The sequence below is a fragment of the Serinicoccus chungangensis genome (genome assembly GCF_006337125.1).
In the GTDB taxonomy this organism is placed as follows: domain Bacteria; phylum Actinomycetota; class Actinomycetes; order Actinomycetales; family Dermatophilaceae; genus Ornithinicoccus; species Ornithinicoccus chungangensis.
Genome location: NZ_CP040887.1, coordinates 598,350 through 614,105, shown reverse-complemented (window position 1 = coordinate 614,105; position 15,756 = coordinate 598,350). Strand labels below are relative to the sequence as shown.

The following is a 15,756-nucleotide window of genomic DNA, read 5'->3' as shown; positions in this document are numbered from 1 at the left end:
ACGACGAAGGGCCCTCCGTCGAGAGGAGCTCCCATGCCTGCTGCGCACCGTCGCGCCCTCATCGCGCTGTCCCTGGTGGCCCTGCTGGGCACCACGCCGGCGGTCGCGACCCCCGACCGGGAGGATGCCGTCGTGGTGGACCGGCTGGCGGGGGGCGACCGGTTCGCCACCGCCGCCCTCATCGCGGCGCAGTTCCCCGAGGGTGTCGACACCGTCTTCCTGGCGAACGGCCAGGACTACGCGCAGGGGGCCGACGCCGTCGCGGCGGGGGCCACCGCCGCTAGCGGCGTCTTCCCCGACCTCGTGGACGGCGGTCCGAGCGGGCCGGCGCCCGTCCTGCTCGTCCGCGGCACCGGCGTCCCCGAGGCCACGCGGGAAGCCCTGCAGGAGCTGGCCCCGTCGCAGGCGGTGATCCTCGGCGGACCCGCCGTCATCCTCCCGACCGTCGACGAGGAGCTCCTCGAGATGGGCATCCAGCCGGTGCTCGCCTTCGGACGCAACCGCTACGGCACCGCGGCCGTCCTGGCCGCGACCTTCGGGCCGGGGGTCGACACCGTCTTCGTGGCCTCGGGCGAGGCGATCTTCCCCGAGCCCCCCTTGCCGCCGATGATGCCCGACGCGCTGGCGGCGTCGGCACGGGCCGGGGCGGAGGGCGCCCCGGTGCTCCTCACCCGGCTCGACGAGCTGCCGCCGGAGACCCGCGCCGCGCTGGAGGCCCTGGCCCCCGGCTCGATCACGGTCGTGGGCGGCGAGAACGGCGTCTCCGCGGACGTGGCCCTCGAGCTCGAGGCGATCGCCCCCGTCACCCGGGTCAAGGGCAGCACGAGGTACGAGACGGCCGCCGCGCTCTTCGAGGGCCGGAGGGCCGGCGGCGAGGCCTACCTCGCCTCGGGAGAGGGCTTCGCCGACTCCCTCTCGGTCTCGGCGCTGGCGGCGACCCGGCAGGCCCCGCTGCTGCTCTCCCGACGGTATGCCGTGCCCTCCGTCACCGAACGGGCCCTGGTCGAGACCCGGCCGACCGCCGTGCACCTCGTGGGCGGGCCGACGGCCCTCGACGACGGCGTCCTCGCCGACGTCCGGGCGCTGCTCGGCCCGTGACGCGGGGGCGACCTCAGTCCATGCGGGCGTAGCGGGCCCGGGCCAGGCTGTAGACGCCGTAGAGGGCCAGCCCGACCGCGACGGCGAGCAGCAGCGCGGTGCCCAGCGGCTGCTGGGCGAGCGTCTTCAGGGCGCCGTCCATGCCCTGGGCCTCCTCCGGGTCGGCCTGCCACGCCGCGAGCCCGAAGAGCCCGCCGACGATGAGCAGCGCGACGCCCTTGGCGGTGTAGCCCACCGTCCCGGCGACCTTGACCCCCGTGCCGAGGTTGCCCCCACCGGTCGCGGCGAGGTCCTCCAGGAACTTCTGGGTGAGGCCCTTGTAGACGTGGTAGCCCGCGACCCCGAGGACACCCAGGGCGACGGCACCGACGATCAGCCGGCCACCGGGCATCTCCATGACCCGCTGGGTCAGGTCGGCGCTGGACTCCCCTCCCCCCGAGCTGCCGCCCCCGGTCGCGAAGCGCACGGAGACGACCCCCAGCGCGGCATACAGGACCCCCTTGCCGACCGCCTTGACCCGGTCACCGAGCTCCCGGCTGCCCACCGTGCCCTCGAGGATCTGGAAGAGCGCCAGCGCGAGGAAGCCGACCACGCAGAACCACAGCAGCACCGGCCCCGCGGGCGCCTCGCGCACCGTGGCGATGGCGCCGCTGGTGTCGGCCTCGCCCCCGCCCCCCAGGGCCACCCGCCCGGCGATCCATCCCAGCGACAGGTGGATGAGCCCGCTCGCCGCGAAGCCGATCCGTGCCAGCTTCTCCAGCCAGGGATGGTCCGCGACCTGGCGCGCGCGGCGGGAACCCTCGTCCACGATGTCACTGCCCACGCAGGTGAGCATGACAGCACCCCCGGTCGCGGCGCGACCGAGGGTGCTGCGAGGTACCGGAGACCGGTGGGTGGATCAGTACCAGTTCACGGCCTGGGAGTGCGCCCACGCGGCGCACGGCGACCCGTAGCGGCCCGAGATGTAGCCCAGGCCCCACTCGATCTGGGTGGCCGGGTTGGTCTGCCAGTCCGCACCGGCGGTGGCCATCTTGCTGCCGGGCAGCGACTGCGGGATGCCGTAGGCCCCCGAGCTGGGGTTCATCGCCGTGTGGTTCCAGCCCGACTCCTTCTGCCACAGCGAGTCGAGGCAGCCCCACTGGTCCATGCCCCAGCCGTAGCTGCCGAGCATCGACTGCGCGATCCCGCGGGCGTCGCCGCTGTAGACGGGCGCGGGCTGCGGCTCCGGCTCGGGCTGCGGCTGCGGCTGGGCGGCGCGCTCCTGGCTGCGGGAGGCGGCCTGCTCCTGCTCCGCGCGCTCGGCGGCGGCCGCCTCGGCCGCTGCCTGCTCCGCGGCGGCCTGCTCGGCGGCAGCCTGCTCCGCCGCGGCGGCCTCGGCGGCAGCCTGCTCGGCAGCGGCCTTCTCGGCGGCCTTCTCGGCAGCGGCCCGCTTCTTCTCGGCGCGCTCCTGCGCGATGCGCTCGGCCTGGTCCTGGACCGTCGCGAGGCTCTCGTCGCGGACACCGGTGGACACCCCCAGGGCGGCCGCCTGGTCCGCGCGCATCTGCTTCATCTGCGCGAACATGCCGGTGGACTCCTCGGCCGCGGTGTCGCTCAGGGCGGCGACCGCGTCCGCGGCCACCGTCGGGGAGAACTGCCCGACCGACGCGCGCAGCGCCTCCTCCGAGGTGGAGGCCTCCGAGGTGCCGGCGCCAGCCGTGGCGGCGTAGGTCGCCAGGCCGAGAGAGCCGGCGGCGATGGACGCGGTCACGGCGATGGCCGCCGGGCTCATCCGGCGACCGCGCGAGTGGCGGACGTTCTGGTCGTCGGTCAGGGGGGCATGGGGCATGGGCACAACTTCCTCGGTCGGGTTGGCGCCGTCGCTGTCGCAGGGATGCAGGGGGCCCGGCAGGGATGATCGTCGACGATCGGGGGCCGGACGGCGTTACCAAAACGTGATGTGCCCTCTACGGTGCCGGTTCGAGCGCGCGGCGTCAAACCCTGGCCCGTAGACGTGGTGAAGGTCACACCGGCCTGGGGCCGGTGTGACTGCCGTGACTCCTAGGCTACGCCTCGTGCGTCACAGGAGCGCGTCGGACCCCTCCAGCATCTCCGTCACCAGCGCGGCGATCGGGCTGCGCTCACTGCGGTGCAAGGTGATGTGGGCGAAGAGCGGGTGGCCCTTCAGCGCCTCGATCACCGCGGCCACGCCGTCGTGCCGACCGACCCGCAGGTTGTCGCGCTGCGCCACGTCGTGGGTGAGGACCACCCGCGAGCTCTGGCCGATCCGGGACAGGACCGTCAGCAGGACGTTGCGCTCCAGGCTCTGGGCCTCGTCCACGATGACGAAGGCGTCGTGCAGGGAGCGGCCCCGGATGTGGGTGAGCGGGAGCACCTCGAGCATGTCGCGGTCGAGGATCTCCTCGACGACCTCCTTGGAGACCACCGCACCCAGCGTGTCGAAGACCGCCTGGGCCCACGGCCCCATCTTGTCGTTCTCGCTGCCGGGGAGGTAGCCCAGCTCCTGGCCGCCCACGGCGTAGAGGGGGCGGAAGACGATGACCTTGCGGTGCTGACGACGCTCCATCACCGCCTCCAGGCCGGCGCACAGGGCGAGGGCGCTCTTGCCCGTGCCCGCGCGGCCACCCAGGCTGATGATCCCGACGTCGGGGTCCAGCAGCAGGTCCAGCGCGATGCGCTGCTCGGCGGACCGACCGTGCAGCCCGAAGGCGTCGCGGTCCCCCCGCACCAGCTTGACCGAACGGTCCGGGGTGACGCGGCCGAGGGCGCTGCCCGAGGCGCCCAGGATCGTCAGGCCGGTGTGGAGGCGCAGGTCGGCGGCCTCGGGGTGCTGCAGCCGACCGCCGTCGTAGAGCTGACGCATCTGCTCGTCGTCGACCTCGATCTCCGCCATGCCGGTCCAGCCGCTGTCGACGGCGAGCTCGGCGCGGTACTCCTCGGCGTCCAGGCCGACCGCGGAGGCCTTGACCCGCATCGGCAGGTCCTTGCTCACCACGGTGACGTCCTGGCCCTCGGCGGACAGGTTGGCCGCCACGGCGAGGATGCGGGAGTCGTTGTCGCCCAGCCGGAAGCCGGCCGGGAGGGCGGCGGGGTCGGTGTGGTTGAGCTCGACCCGCAGGCTGCCCCCGGCCTGCCCGACCGGCACCGGCTCGCTGAGGGTGCCGTGCGCCACCCGGAGGTCGTCGAGCATGCGCAGCGCCTGCCGGGCGAAGTAGCCCAGCTCCGGGTGGTGCCGCTTGCCCTCCAGCTCGGTGATGACGACCACCGGGACCACGACCTCGTGCTCGGCGAAGCGCAGCAGCGCCCGCGGGTCGGACAGCAGCACCGAGGTGTCGAGGACGTAGGTCTTGCGACCCACCTCGGGCAGGGCGTCGAAGGGGGCGACGTCGGTGTCGAGGACGTCGACGGTGGGCGTGCCGTGGCGCTGGCTCATGCGGGCTCCTTCGGCGACGCGCGCCGGTCGGCAGCGCATCGACGGCGATGGGCGGTCCGGGACCGGGCCACGCCACGACGAGGGCCGGAACCGGCCCCCCGCCTGAGCCAGAGCTCCATGTGGTGGGCCTCCCGAGAGGCGGGGCGGGCGTGCCCCGCGTCTGGTCCGACCGTATGCCGCGGCCTGCCTGGCACGAGCACCTCGCGCGGCGTGTCGCTCAGCTGCCGAAGCGGCGCTCGCGCTCGGCGTAGGCGCGCAGCGCCCGGAGGAAGTCGACCTTGCGGAAGTCGGGCCAGAAGGCCTCGCAGAAGTAGAACTCGCTGTGCGCGCTCTGCCACAGCAGGAAGCCGCCGAGCCGCTGCTCGCCGGAGGTGCGGATCACGAGGTCGGGGTCGGGCAGGCCGCGCGTGTAGAGGTGACCGGCGATGTCCTCGACGGTCACCGTGTCGGCGAGCTCCTCCAGGGTCGTGCCGGACTCCGCCGCGTCCCGCAGCAGGGACCGCACGGCGTCGGCGATCTCGCGCCGCCCCCCGTAGCCGATCGCGACGTTGACGAGCATGCCGTCCACCGCCCCGGTGCTCCTGGCGGCCCCGGTCAGCCGGTCCGCGGTCGCGGGCGGCAGGAGGTCCAGGGCACCGACCACGCGGACCGGCCACCGCCCGGTGAGCGCGAGCTGCTCCACGACGCCCTCGATGATCGCGAGCAGCGGACCGAGCTCCCCGGTCGGACGGTTGAGGTTGTCCGTCGACAGCAGCCAGAGCGTGACCACCTCGACCCCGGCCTCCTCGCACCACCCGAGGAAGGGGGCGATGTTCTCGGCCCCGGCGCGGTGGCCGTCCGCGGTCTCGGCGCCCCGCAGCCTCGCCCAGCGTCGGTTGCCGTCCAGCATCACCCCGATGTGCCGCGGGAGCCGCTCGCTGGGCAGGTGCCGGCGCAGCGAGGAGTTGTAGGCCCGGTAGACCAGGTCCCTCGGCGTCCGCATGCGCCCAACCTACCCGCAGCCCCTGAGCACCGTCTGCACCCGACCGGGGGTCGGTGGGGGCCCGGACCCGGAACCTACGGATTCGTAACCTACGGTTCCGTAGGTTAGCCTGGACGGATGACGCCCCGCCCCGCCCCGAGCCCCACCACCGGTCCGCTGGGCTCCGTCGTCGACCACGTCAAGCCGCACCTGCGCGGGTGGCTGCACCTGGGGATGGTGCCCGTCGCGCTGGCCGCCGGCGCGGTGCTCGTCGCCGTGGCGCCGACGCGCGCCGCCGCGGTGGCCGCGCTCGTCTTCGCGATCACGGGGGTCCTGCTGTTCGGGACCTCCGCCCTCTACCACCGCGGACGCTGGAGCCCCCGGACGGCACGGGTCCTCAAGCGCTGGGACCACGCCAACATCTTCCTCATCATCGCCGGCACCTACACCCCCTTCGCCGTCGTGCTCCTGCCCCGCACGCAGGGACAGATCCTGCTCTGGGTGGTGTGGTCCGGCGCCCTCGCCGGGGTGCTCTTCCGGGTGTTCTGGGTCGGCGCCCCGCGCTGGCTCTACACCGGGGTCTACATCGCCCTGGGGTGGGTCGCCGTCTTCTTCCTCGTCCCCATGTGGCGCAGCGGTGGCCCCCTCGTCGTGGGCCTCATCGCCCTCGGTGGCCTGTGCTACACCCTGGGCGCCGTCGTCTACGGTCTGCGCCGACCGGACCCCTCGCCGCGGTGGTTCGGCTTCCACGAGGTCTTCCACGCCTTCACCGTCGCGGCCTTCGCCGCGCACTGGACGGCGGCCTACCTCAGCCTCACCGCCCTCACCCCCGCCTGAGCACCGGCAGGCGCTCAGGTCAGCCGATCGGGTCCTCGTCCCGGGGCGGCCCGGCGTCGGGGTCCTCCTGCGCCGCCCGGTGACGGTCCTGGCGCTCCTGCTCCAGCCGGGCGTCCTCCGCGCGGCGCATCCGGCGCAGCCGGCGGGTGAGGTCGCGCCCGAGGAACCACACGGCCAGGCACAGGCCGAACAGGACGAGGAAGCCCCCCAGGCCCGCCGTGATCTGGACGCCGGTCTCGTTCACTGCTCGTGCCCCTCCTCACGGCGCACGTCGTCGACCCCGTCGCCGTCGGCGTCCCCGTCACCGGCCACCTCGTCCAGCGGCGGCAGCGGCGGGTCGCCACGGTGCACCAGGGTCAGGGAACCGTCCGGCCCCCGCTCGTGGACCCGGCGGCACAGCGTGTCCAGCTCCTCCCCCGTGCGGTCGCGCAGGCCGCCGAAGAGGTCGTCCTCGGGAAGGTCGACCGCCACCAGGGAGCGCGCCAGCTCGTAGTCCTCCGTGGGCCAGACGCGCTGCTGGATCTCCAGGGGCACCCGGAACCACGGCCCGTCGGGGTCCACCTGCGTGGCGTGCGCACGCAGCGCGTCGTCGCGGACCGAGAACTGCTCGCCGCACGGCACCCGGGTGGTGAGGACACGCCGCGGCCGGCTCCCGAGGTGCTTGCGCCAGTCCGCGAAGGGGGGCTCGTAACCGGCCTCGACCATCGCCTCGTCCAGGCGGATCATCCGCTGCGGGTCCCAGCCGCTGTAGTAGACCTTGAGCGGCTGCCAGGGCCGGCCCGCGTGCGGGTATGCCTTGGGGTCACCGGCCGCCTCGAAGGCCGACATGGTCACCGTGTGGGTCATGATGTGGTCCGGGTGGGGGTAGCCGCCGTTCTCGTCGTACGTCGTCAGGACGTGCGGACGGAACTCGCGGATGACGCGCACCAGCGCCTCGGTCGTCACCTCGAGCGGCTCCAGGGCGAAACAGCCCTGCGGCAACGGCGGGAGCGGGTCGCCCTCGGGGAGACCGCTGTCGACGAAGCCGAGCCAGGTGTGGCTGACCCCGAGGATCTGCGCGGCCCGGGTCATCTCGTCCCGGCGCACCTGGCTGATGTCCCGCACGATGTGCGGGTCGTCCTTGAGCTTCTCGTTCAGGACGTCGCCGCGCTCGCCGCCCGTGCAGGAGACCACCCGCACGTCCACCCCCTGCGAGACGTAGTGGGCGACCGTGGCAGCGCCCTTGCTCGACTCGTCGTCGGGGTGGGCGTGCACGGCCATGAGGCGCAGGCCCGATCCGCTCGTGGGCATGGCGGTCCTTTCCGCGTCGATGGAGCCCGGGGGCGACGTCACGGTCGGCTCCGGGGTGACGGACAATGGTGGTCGTGCCGCCGATCGGCACTGTGTCATCCTCTCACCACCCCGGAAGGCAGCCGCACGTGACCGCCCGCAGTCCCGAACCTCCCGAGCCCCGAGCCGCGGGAGCCGAGGACGTGGACTGGGACCTCGTCGAGGAGCAGGCCGAGGCGGAGCAGCGCTCGGCGCCCCGCGACCGACGGTGGTGGACGGTGGGGCTGGTCGCCGTGCTCGCCATGAGCCTGGTGGCGGTCGTCTGGGGGCTCGCGGCGACGCAGGGCCGGGTGCACTGGGTGAACACCGGCTTCGACGTCGTCACCGACGGCCGGGTCGACGTGCGCTTCGACCTGCGCCGCGACCCGGACCGCGAGGCCGTCTGCACCCTCGAGGCCCAGTCGGCCGCGCACGTCGTCGTCGGACGCACCGAGGTGCAGGTCCCGGCGTCGCCGGCCTCGCCCAGCCGTCATGTCGAGAGCGTCGCCACCGCGTCCCCGGCGATCACCGGCTATGTCGACCAGTGCTGGTATGCCGACGAGGCACCCCGCGAACGCTGAGCCGCGGCCGCGGTCCCGTCGGCGGCTGGAGGAGCGTCAGGCCTGGTAGGGCGAGGCCTCCACGATCGTGACCTCGATGGTCTTGTTGTTGGGTGCCTCGTAGCTGACCGTGTCGCCGCTCCTGGCCCCCAGCAGGGCCGCTCCCAGCGGCGACTGCTCGCTGTAGACGTCCAGGTCGCTGCCCTCGGAGATGATCTCGCGGGAGCCGAGGAGAAAGGTCTCCTGGTCCCCGAACATCTCCACGGTCACCACCATGCCGGGCTCGACGACGCCGTCGTCCGGAGGGGCCGACCCGACGACCGCGGTCTGGAGGAGGTGCTCGAGCTGGCGGATGCGGGCCTCCATCTTGCCCTGCTCCTCCTTGGCCGCGTGGTAGCCCCCGTTCTCCTTCAGATCTCCCTCGTCGCGCGCCGCCTCGATGCGCTTGCTGATCTCCGAGCGCCCCTGCTCCTTGAGCCTGGACAGCTCCGCGTCGAGGCGGTCGTACGCCTCCTGCGTCAAGTAGCTGGCTGCTGCGGTGTCGCTCACTGCTCTCTCCTCTGTCGTCTCGCGTGGCCGGGCGGCAGGCCCGACCGCGCCTGGCGATCGAGCGTCCGGACGGATGCGGTGACGCGCCGCCGCCCTAGCACGAGGTCCGGGCCCCCGAAAGGGCCCGGACCGTGGATCAACCTCCCAGTCTAGCCCGCAGCACCCCAGGAGTCGACCCCGCGCGGCCTGCGCTCGCACCGCTGCGGGGCGGGTGCGACACTCGGAGGATGCATCGCGAGAGCAGCCTGCCCGGACGTCCCACCCCCCTGCCGGACATCCCGGAGCGCCACGTCGTGCTCGGGACGTCGCTCCACGGCCCGTGGCCCGAGGGCACCGAGGTGATGACCGTGGCGATGGGGTGCTTCTGGGGCGCAGAGCGGATCTTCTGGCAGCTGCCGGGCGTCGTGACCACGGCGGCCGGCTACCAGGGTGGGACCACCCCCCACCCCACCTACCGCGAGGTGTGCACCGGACGCACCGGCCACACCGAGTCCGTCCTCGTCGCCTACGACCGCAACCGCACCGACCCCGAGCAGCTCCTCAAGGCCTTCTGGGAGAACCACGACCCGACCACCGCCAACCGCCAGGGCAACGACATCGGCACCCAGTACCGCTCCGCCATCTACTGGACCACCGCCGAGCAGGAGCAGGCGGCGCGGGCCACGGCCGCGGCCTTCGGCGAGGTCCTGGCGCGCGCCGGGCACGGGCCCGTCGTCACCGAGCTGCTCCCCGCCCAGCAGGCCGGCCCGTTCTACTACGCCGAGGAGGCGCACCAGCAGTACCTCCACAAGAACCCGGGCGGGTACTGCAACCACGGGCCCAACGGCTACACCTGCCCGGTCGGCCTGGTGCCCCAGGACCAGCTCCCGGCGCAGACCTCGATCGCCCCGCCCGACTGAGGCCACGACCGGGGTCGCTCCCCGTCGGACATCGGGAGTTCACCGTCTAGACTCCAGCGGGTCGGAGCCCGGTCGAGCGAGGGAGATGGTCCATGGCTGACCCGTCGGCCGGTGACGGCCTGCGGCCCTCCAGGCCCACGCTCGCCCAGGTGCGGGCCGTCGCGCAGCCGCCGGAGGTCCTGGCCCGCGGCAACGCCGAGCACTGGACCGGCGACCTCTACCTACGGCGCCTGTCGCCGCACCTGACCCGCGCGCTCATCCCCACCCCCCTCTCGGCCAACGGCGTCACCGCGCTCATGATGGTCGCCGGCTGGGCCGCCGCCGGGGCGTTGCTCGTCCCCGGCCTGCCGGGTGCGGTGCTCGGGGCGTTGCTGGCGCAGCTGCAGATGCTGCTCGACTGCTCGGACGGGGAGGTGGCCCGGTGGAAGGGGCTGTCCGGCCCGGTCGGCATCTTCCTCGACAAGGTGGGCCACTACACGGTCGAGGCCGCCATCGCCCTCGCCCTGGGCTGGCGGGCCGCCGGCCTGGTGGGCGGCGCGGAGCAGGACCCGGCGCAGTGGTTCGGGTACGCCTTCGCCGGGGCCGTCCTCGCGACCTTCCTCGTCCTCAACAAGGCGCTCAACGAGATGGTGCACGCCTCCCGGGCCGCCGTAGGTCTCGGGCCCCTACCGGACACCGCGGCGGCACGTGCCGTTCCCGCGCGGACGGTCCTCGGCACCCTGCGCCGGACGGCCCGCCTGCTGCCCGTGCACCGGATGTTCCACTCGATCGAGATGACCCTGGTGACGGTGGCGGTCGCGCTCGTCGGTGCGCTGCTCGGCGAGGAGCTGGCCGCGGCCCGGGTCCAGGTCGTGGTCATGGCCGTCCTGGTCGTGCCGGTGACGGTCGGGCACGCGAGCGCCATCCTCGCCTCGGGGCGGCTGCGCCGGGAGGGCCGGTCGTGAGCGCCCCTCGGTTCGCCGTCGTGGTCCTGACCCAGGGCCGACGCCCGCAGGAGCTGCGCCGGGGGCTGGACTCGCTGTTCCGCCAGCGTGGGGTGGAGCTCGACGTGGTGGTGGTGGGCAACGCCTGGAACCCCGTCGGTCTGCACGAACGGGTCAAGACCCTCGCCCTGCCCACCAACGTCGGGATCCCGGCCGGGCGCAACGCCGGCGTCCCGCACGTCGAGGGCGACGTCCTCTTCTTCCTCGACGACGACGCCTGGCTCATCGACGACGACGTGCTGCTGCGGACGGCGCGCTACCTCGAGGACCATCCCGAGGTCGGGCTCGTCCAGCCGCTCATCGAGGACCCGCACGCCGGGGAGGCCCCGCTGCCGGGCCGGTGGATCCCCCGCCTCGGGGCACGCCAGCGGCATACCGAGGCCGACGTCTTCAGCGTCGTGGAGATGACCGTGGCCATGCGGCGCGAGGCGTTCGAGGCGACCGGGGGCTGGCCGGGCATCTTCTTCTACGCCCACGAGGGTATCGAGCTGGCGTGGCGGGTGTGGGCGGCGGGCTACACGGTGCGCTACGTCCCCTCGCTGCGCACGGGCCACCCCGTCATGGACCCCCGCCGCCACCCCGACTACTTCTACAAGAACGCCCGCAACCGGGTCTGGCTGGCCCGGCGCAACCTGCCCCGTCCTCTCGCCCTGGCCTACGTCACCAGCTGGACCGGCATCCAGCTGGTCCGCTGGACGACCCAGCGGGACGGCCTGCAGTCCTGGTGGGCCGGCTGGCTGGACGGGTGGCGCGACGACCCGTTCGAGCCGGGCGAGGACCGCTCGCGGCTGCGCTGGCGCGACGTGGCGCGCATGGCGCGCCACGGCCGCTTCCTCGTCATCTGAGCGAGGGCTGCTGCTCGAGCCAGGCCTCCTGGCCTGCCGTCACCAGGTCCGACCACGGACGGGCACCGACCCGGTAGGTGACCAGTCGGGTGTCGGCCGACGGCGTCTGCAGGTGCGCCGCGGTCGCCCACTCGGGTGCGAGCTCGGTCCAGCGGCCGCCGAGGACGATGTTGAGGGCCTCGCGGAAGGTGGCGCCGTACCGCAGCACGAGGGGGACCACCCGATCCACGCCCGCGTCGCGCAGCGCGGCGGGATCGGCGACGAGGACCACCGGGTCGAAGGGCACCCGGAGCACGTCGGCGTCGCGGGACGCCGCCGCGACGAGCCCGAGGGCCCCGGCCGCGTCGTCGCCCTGGCGGGAGCTCAGCGACCGGATCAGCCCGGCCAGCTGCCGGCGCGACCCTCGCGGGTCTGCCGGAGCCGCCACCGGCATGGCACCCAGGTCGACGTCGAACAGGGGCGACAGGTCGTCGGGCAGCAGCACCGGGGCGGGCAGGACCACCACGCGCCTCGCCTCCGGCACGCTCTGGAGCGCGAGCGCGAGCAGCACCTCCCGGCGCAGCTTCGCGTCACGCAGGCGCGGACCGTGACGGTCCAGGTCCGTCGTCGTGCGGTTGACCAGGACCACCGGCACACCGACCTCGGGCAGCGACCCGGCCCGGAGCGCCTCGTCGCCGGACACGACGATGCCGGTGCCCGCTGGTACCCGGGCGGCGAGAGCCTCGAGCAGCCCGGGCAGGTGGGGCGCCTCGCCGGGGCCGAGGTCCACGACCACCACGTGCTCGACCCCGTCCAGGGACCTCTGGACGTCAGCCGGCTCCGGGAGGTCGAGCTGCATGCCGCCGAGGGTCGTACGGGCGGTCTCGACGTCGGGAGCGCAGATCTCGCGCCACCGGGCATACACCTCGTCCTCGTCGGCCCCGGCGAGGACGAGGCTCAGGACCGCGGCAAGCTTGTCCAGGATGCCGTGACGGATGGCCTCGAAGGCGTCGTCGTCGATGTCGATGAGACCGCCGAACCGCACGTCGGACCGGTTCTTCGGGGCGAACTCCACGGTGCACCCCACCGACCGCGACGGCAGGTTGGAGTGCAGCCTCGACGTCCGCACCGTGTGGTACCGGCGCGCGTAGTCGTCGACCCACTGCCGCGCCAGCTCCAGGTTCTGGGCGAAGCTCAGGCTGCGCAGCCCGGTGATCGACTGCTCGACCACCGCCACGTCGGGCCCGCCCGGGAAGTCGATGTAGGCGACCTCCGTCCGGTCCTCGGCAGGTCCGGGCGGCACCACGGTGTCGACGGTCGTCGTCATGCAGCCGGAGAAGAAGGCCGGGACGTCGACGGCGTGCAGCAGCGCCACGGTCTGCCAGTCGCGGCACCCCACCGGGCCGTACCGGCGGAGGTAGTCCACCGCGTCCGGGGTGAGCATGTCCGGCTTGTTGACGTGGAAGGAGATGAAGAGCGGGCGCACCGCGTCCGAGAACGGGAAGAGGTAGTCCTGCCCGGTGACCGGGTGGAGGAACCACCCGAAGGTGGGCACCCAGGTCGGTGACGGGAGGTCCTGGAGCGCCATCCCGTCACGGTGCACCTCGACGAGCTGGACGGTCGCGGAGGGGGTGTCGTGGAGGGCGCGCTCCGGGCGCACCCCGGCGGCCAGGTCCTGGACGAGGTGCAGCAGCTCCGGGTCGTCGGCGACGTAGGAGAGGTCCTGGTGCCGGACGAGGTGGCCGACGGAGGCCAGGGTCTGGATCCAGTCCCCGACGTTGCGGGACCCCGGGCCGGGGGCCCGGTAGTTCATCAGCCCGACGCGGGCCGTGGACGGCAGCGTCGGGGTCGCGTCGCGGTACCCCCCGCCCGGGAGCCACTCCAGCAGGTCGACCAGCTCGTGCCGTCGGCTCGCCGCCACGTGGACGGTGTCACCGGCCGTCACCGACGCGACCACGGCGCGGACGGCCTCCCAGTCCTGCGCCGCGAAGGCGGCCCGGGCGACGAGGAGGAGCTGGGTGCCCGTCCAGGGCCGGTGCCGCTGCTGGTCCAGGACCCTGCGCAGCATGTCCCCCGCGCCCTGGGGGTCGTGCGCGTAGGCCGGGACGAACCAGTCCTCGGCGGCGAGCACGGCCAGCTCCGGCTGCCGGACCTGGCTGAGGTCCTGCCAGGCGATCTCGCCGCCGGAGATGCTCCGACGGGCGATGCCGAGCACCAGGTGCCCGAGCGGCCTGCCGACCGGGTCCGCCAGGAGGGCGTACCCCGTGGAGACGGCCTCCCCGACCCGGCCGTCGCCCAGCAGCCCGCGGACCGAGGCCACGACCCGCTCGCTGAGGACCGGCCCGCGGTGGCCCAGCAGGGCGACCTCCGGCGTGGTGGGGTCCTGGTCCGGCGGGGCAGGGGGCGCGACGTGGGGGGCGGGCTCGGGGACGGGCCCGCCGTCGGCGACCGGTCCGGGTCGACGCCCGGGTTCGCGGCGGGGAGCGGGGGCGGTCCTGCGAGCCATCCGGCGCAGGACACGTCGGACGGACGACACGGGGCGCGGCCTGCTCATGACAGGACCTCCTGGTGACTCGTGGCCAGCTGCGCGGACAGCTCGCGGAAGAGGTGGACCCAGCGGGCGACGAAGGCCTCCCGCCCGAACTGCTCAACAACCTGCAGGCACCCGGCGCTCAGCTCGTGGGCCAGCCCGGGGTCCTGCAGCACCCGGAGCGTAGCCGCGGCGACCGCGCCCACGTCACCAGGGGGGACGAGGAAACCGTTCACCCCGTCGGTGATCATGTCCGAGGGGCCGTACCGGATGTCGTAGCTGACGACCGGGCACCCGTTGACCATCGCCTCGCCCAGGATCATCGGGGCGCCCTCGTACTTGCTGGTCAGCAGGCAGAGGGTCGCCCGACGGAAGACCTCCTGCGGGTCGGCGGTGAACCCCATGAGGCGCACCGACCCCGTGAGCCCACGACGGTCGATCAGCTCCTGCAGCCGCGGACGCAGGTCGCCGTCGCCGTAGATCTCCAGCCGGGCCCCAGGGTGCTTCTTCAGCACCCTCGCGAAGGCCTTCACCCCGTGGCCCGTCTGCTTCACGTCGCTGAGCCGCCCTACCATGACGACGAGGTCGGGGTCCCGCTCGACCACGCGGTCCCGCTCCGGGGCGGGTGCCGCGTGCGGGATCACCCGGAAGCGCGGCTGCTCGCCCAGGTGAGCCTCGGCCTCGGCCCGCTGGCGCGCGGTGAGGAAGACCACCGGGTCCTGGCTCGTGCTCCGCAGCACCCGCGAGAAGCTCGGCCGCAGCCGGCTCGTGTCGTCGCCCGGCGCCGCGAGGTGCGAGCTGTGCAGGACCGAGCACCGTGCCACGTGCGGTCGGCGGTAGCCGTCCAGCTCCCGGTCCAGGCTGCGGGCCTCGACGGACAGGACGGTGTCTCGGCCCTGCGTCACCGCGTCCAGGGCCCGGTGCAGCACCGGCGCGAAGGACTCGTGCTCGCCGTCGGGCACACCCGTCTCGTCGAAGGTGGTGGCGCCGAGGTCCTCGGCCCACCCCTTCCCGGTGTCGGGCTGACGCAGGACGTGCGCGAACAGGGGCCGTCCGTCCCGTCGGAAGGCCACGTGCTGCTTGCGCTCACCGGGGCCGTCGTCGCCGAAGGTCGACCTCACCAGCCGGCCGTCGCCGGCGAACTCGTCGCGCCGCACGCGGGCCCGCAGCGTGTCGAACCGGTCCTCGAGGAGCAGCGTGCCCCCGGAGTACCGCCGTCTCGCGACGAGGCGGCCCTGCTCGAACCACGAGTACACCGCACCCGACCCGCCCGTCGCGACCCATCCCCGCGACGGCAGCTCCTCCTCCGGGACACCCGCCCGTTCGTCCGCCGGCCCGGGTGCGCTGTCGTCGGGGAGCGCCTCGAGGACGCTCAGGACCCGCACCCCCTCGGAGAGGTGCCCGCGCCGGCGCATGGACGCCACCGCACGGGGGAGGAAGGGTGAGTGGTTGCGGACGAGCACCACCGAGTGCACGCCGGCCACCTCGTAGAGGAGACGGCACTTGGCGAGGATCGACGAGGTGCGCCCGCCGTACTCCACCGGTATCCCCTCCACGGCCACCACGTGGAGCACGTCAGGGGCCGGCCCGAGCTCGGGCAGCGGGTCGTGCCGGACCACCAGCGGAGCGGTCTCCTCCTCCGCGACGTCCGGTGCGGGGACGTCCTGCGCCGAGCTCTGACCCGCGCCCCGACCCTCGTCGGAGGGCCGGCGACCGCCCGCCGGTCCACGACCTGCTCCGAGCGCACGCCGGGCGGCCCCGGTCACCCTGCCTA

At 73.9% G+C, this 15,756-nt stretch carries 15 protein-coding genes; 6 read left to right on the top strand and 9 right to left on the bottom strand.

Annotated features, from left to right (window positions below; all coding sequences use genetic code 11):
- The first annotated feature begins 33 nt into the window (after positions 1-33).
- Complete coding sequence (locus tag FHD63_RS02810; RefSeq protein ID WP_139719967.1) at positions 34-1,098, top strand: cell wall-binding repeat-containing protein; 1,065 nt, start codon at positions 34-36, stop codon at positions 1,096-1,098.
- Between the two features lie 13 nt (positions 1,099-1,111).
- On the opposite strand, the gene FHD63_RS02805 is transcribed toward FHD63_RS02810, so the two are convergent.
- From FHD63_RS02805 to FHD63_RS02790, 4 genes are all read right to left on the bottom strand, one after another.
- A complete protein-coding gene (locus FHD63_RS02805; protein ID WP_238705738.1) occupies positions 1,112-1,921 on the bottom strand; it encodes a DUF1206 domain-containing protein in 810 nt (269 codons plus the stop codon).
- A 75-nt stretch (positions 1,922-1,996) separates the two neighbouring features.
- Entirely contained in the window at positions 1,997-2,926 is a 930-nt protein-coding gene (locus tag FHD63_RS02800) for an aggregation-promoting factor C-terminal-like domain-containing protein (RefSeq protein ID WP_139719963.1), read from the bottom strand.
- 231 nt (positions 2,927-3,157) lie between these two features.
- Entirely contained in the window at positions 3,158-4,531 is a 1,374-nt protein-coding gene (locus FHD63_RS02795; RefSeq protein ID WP_139719961.1) for a PhoH family protein, read from the bottom strand.
- A gap of 217 nt (positions 4,532-4,748) precedes the next feature.
- The gene (locus tag FHD63_RS02790; protein WP_139719958.1) at positions 4,749-5,513 is read right to left on the bottom strand and encodes an isoprenyl transferase; all 765 of its coding nucleotides are present in this window, start codon (positions 5,511-5,513) and stop codon (positions 4,749-4,751) included.
- A 117-nt stretch (positions 5,514-5,630) separates the two neighbouring features.
- Between FHD63_RS02790 and trhA the strand changes: the two genes are divergently transcribed.
- Entirely contained in the window at positions 5,631-6,329 is a 699-nt protein-coding gene (trhA, locus tag FHD63_RS02785) for a PAQR family membrane homeostasis protein TrhA (RefSeq protein WP_139719956.1), read from the top strand.
- Between the two features lie 19 nt (positions 6,330-6,348).
- On the opposite strand, the gene FHD63_RS02780 is transcribed toward trhA, so the two are convergent.
- Both FHD63_RS02780 and mca read right to left on the bottom strand, forming a co-directional pair.
- Positions 6,349-6,573, bottom strand: a complete 225-nt coding sequence (locus FHD63_RS02780; protein ID WP_139719954.1) for a hypothetical protein — start codon at positions 6,571-6,573, stop codon at positions 6,349-6,351.
- On the bottom strand, positions 6,570-7,619 hold the full coding sequence (gene mca / locus FHD63_RS02775; RefSeq protein WP_139719952.1) for a mycothiol conjugate amidase Mca: 1,050 nt from the start codon (positions 7,617-7,619) through the stop codon (positions 6,570-6,572). Before mca ends, FHD63_RS02780 begins: the two co-directional genes overlap by 4 nt.
- Before the next feature lie 128 nt (positions 7,620-7,747).
- Here mca and FHD63_RS02770 point away from each other — a divergent pair, with 128 nt between their 5' ends.
- A complete protein-coding gene (locus FHD63_RS02770) occupies positions 7,748-8,218 on the top strand; it encodes a DUF4307 domain-containing protein (protein WP_158296691.1) in 471 nt (156 codons plus the stop codon).
- 36 nt (positions 8,219-8,254) lie between these two features.
- On the opposite strand, the gene greA is transcribed toward FHD63_RS02770, so the two are convergent.
- Positions 8,255-8,746: a transcription elongation factor GreA gene (greA, locus tag FHD63_RS02765; RefSeq protein ID WP_139719948.1), complete on the bottom strand. Its 492-nt coding sequence runs from the start codon at positions 8,744-8,746 to the stop codon at positions 8,255-8,257.
- A 227-nt stretch (positions 8,747-8,973) separates the two neighbouring features.
- Between greA and msrA the strand changes: the two genes are divergently transcribed.
- The 3 genes from msrA to FHD63_RS02750 all read left to right on the top strand — a co-directional run bounded on the left by msrA (position 8,974) and on the right by FHD63_RS02750 (position 11,473).
- Positions 8,974-9,645 (top strand): peptide-methionine (S)-S-oxide reductase MsrA, encoded by a 672-nt coding sequence (gene msrA, locus FHD63_RS02760; protein ID WP_139719946.1) that lies wholly within the window; start codon positions 8,974-8,976, stop codon positions 9,643-9,645.
- Positions 9,646-9,737: 92 nt separating this feature from the next.
- Positions 9,738-10,589 carry a CDP-alcohol phosphatidyltransferase family protein gene (locus FHD63_RS02755; protein ID WP_139719944.1) on the top strand — a complete coding sequence of 284 codons (852 nt, stop codon included), beginning with the start codon at positions 9,738-9,740 and terminating at the stop codon, positions 10,587-10,589.
- Positions 10,586-11,473 carry a glycosyltransferase family 2 protein gene (locus FHD63_RS02750; protein ID WP_139719942.1) on the top strand — a complete coding sequence of 296 codons (888 nt, stop codon included), beginning with the start codon at positions 10,586-10,588 and terminating at the stop codon, positions 11,471-11,473. Before FHD63_RS02755 ends, FHD63_RS02750 begins: the two co-directional genes overlap by 4 nt.
- Here the strand turns inward: FHD63_RS02750 and FHD63_RS02745 are convergent.
- Both FHD63_RS02745 and FHD63_RS02740 read right to left on the bottom strand, forming a co-directional pair.
- Positions 11,466-13,958, bottom strand: coding sequence for a glycosyltransferase family protein (locus FHD63_RS02745; RefSeq protein WP_139719940.1), 2,493 nt, complete (start codon positions 13,956-13,958; stop codon positions 11,466-11,468). The two genes, FHD63_RS02750 and FHD63_RS02745, sit on opposite strands and share 8 nt — an antisense overlap.
- Before the next feature lie 44 nt (positions 13,959-14,002).
- Positions 14,003-15,748, bottom strand: a complete 1,746-nt coding sequence (locus tag FHD63_RS02740; protein ID WP_139719938.1) for a glycosyltransferase — start codon at positions 15,746-15,748, stop codon at positions 14,003-14,005.
- Positions 15,749-15,756 lie beyond the last annotated feature (8 nt).

Bases quoted from the DNA above. Each gene is read 5' to 3' on its own strand.
- FHD63_RS02810 (WP_139719967.1), top strand. From the start codon at position 34: ATGCCTGCTGCGCACCGTCGCGCCCTCATCGCGCTGTCCCTGGTGGCC.
- FHD63_RS02800 (WP_139719963.1), bottom strand. From the start codon at position 2,926: ATGCCCCATGCCCCCCTGACCGACGACCAGAACGTCCGCCACTCGCGC.
- FHD63_RS02795 (WP_139719961.1), bottom strand. From the start codon at position 4,531: ATGAGCCAGCGCCACGGCACGCCCACCGTCGACGTCCTCGACACCGAC.
- FHD63_RS02790 (WP_139719958.1), bottom strand. From the start codon at position 5,513: ATGCGGACGCCGAGGGACCTGGTCTACCGGGCCTACAACTCCTCGCTG.
- trhA (WP_139719956.1), top strand. From the start codon at position 5,631: ATGACGCCCCGCCCCGCCCCGAGCCCCACCACCGGTCCGCTGGGCTCC.
- mca (WP_139719952.1), bottom strand. From the start codon at position 7,619: ATGCCCACGAGCGGATCGGGCCTGCGCCTCATGGCCGTGCACGCCCAC.
- msrA (WP_139719946.1), top strand. From the start codon at position 8,974: ATGCATCGCGAGAGCAGCCTGCCCGGACGTCCCACCCCCCTGCCGGAC.
- FHD63_RS02755 (WP_139719944.1), top strand. From the start codon at position 9,738: ATGGCTGACCCGTCGGCCGGTGACGGCCTGCGGCCCTCCAGGCCCACG.
- FHD63_RS02745 (WP_139719940.1), bottom strand. From the start codon at position 13,958: ATGGCTCGCAGGACCGCCCCCGCTCCCCGCCGCGAACCCGGGCGTCGA.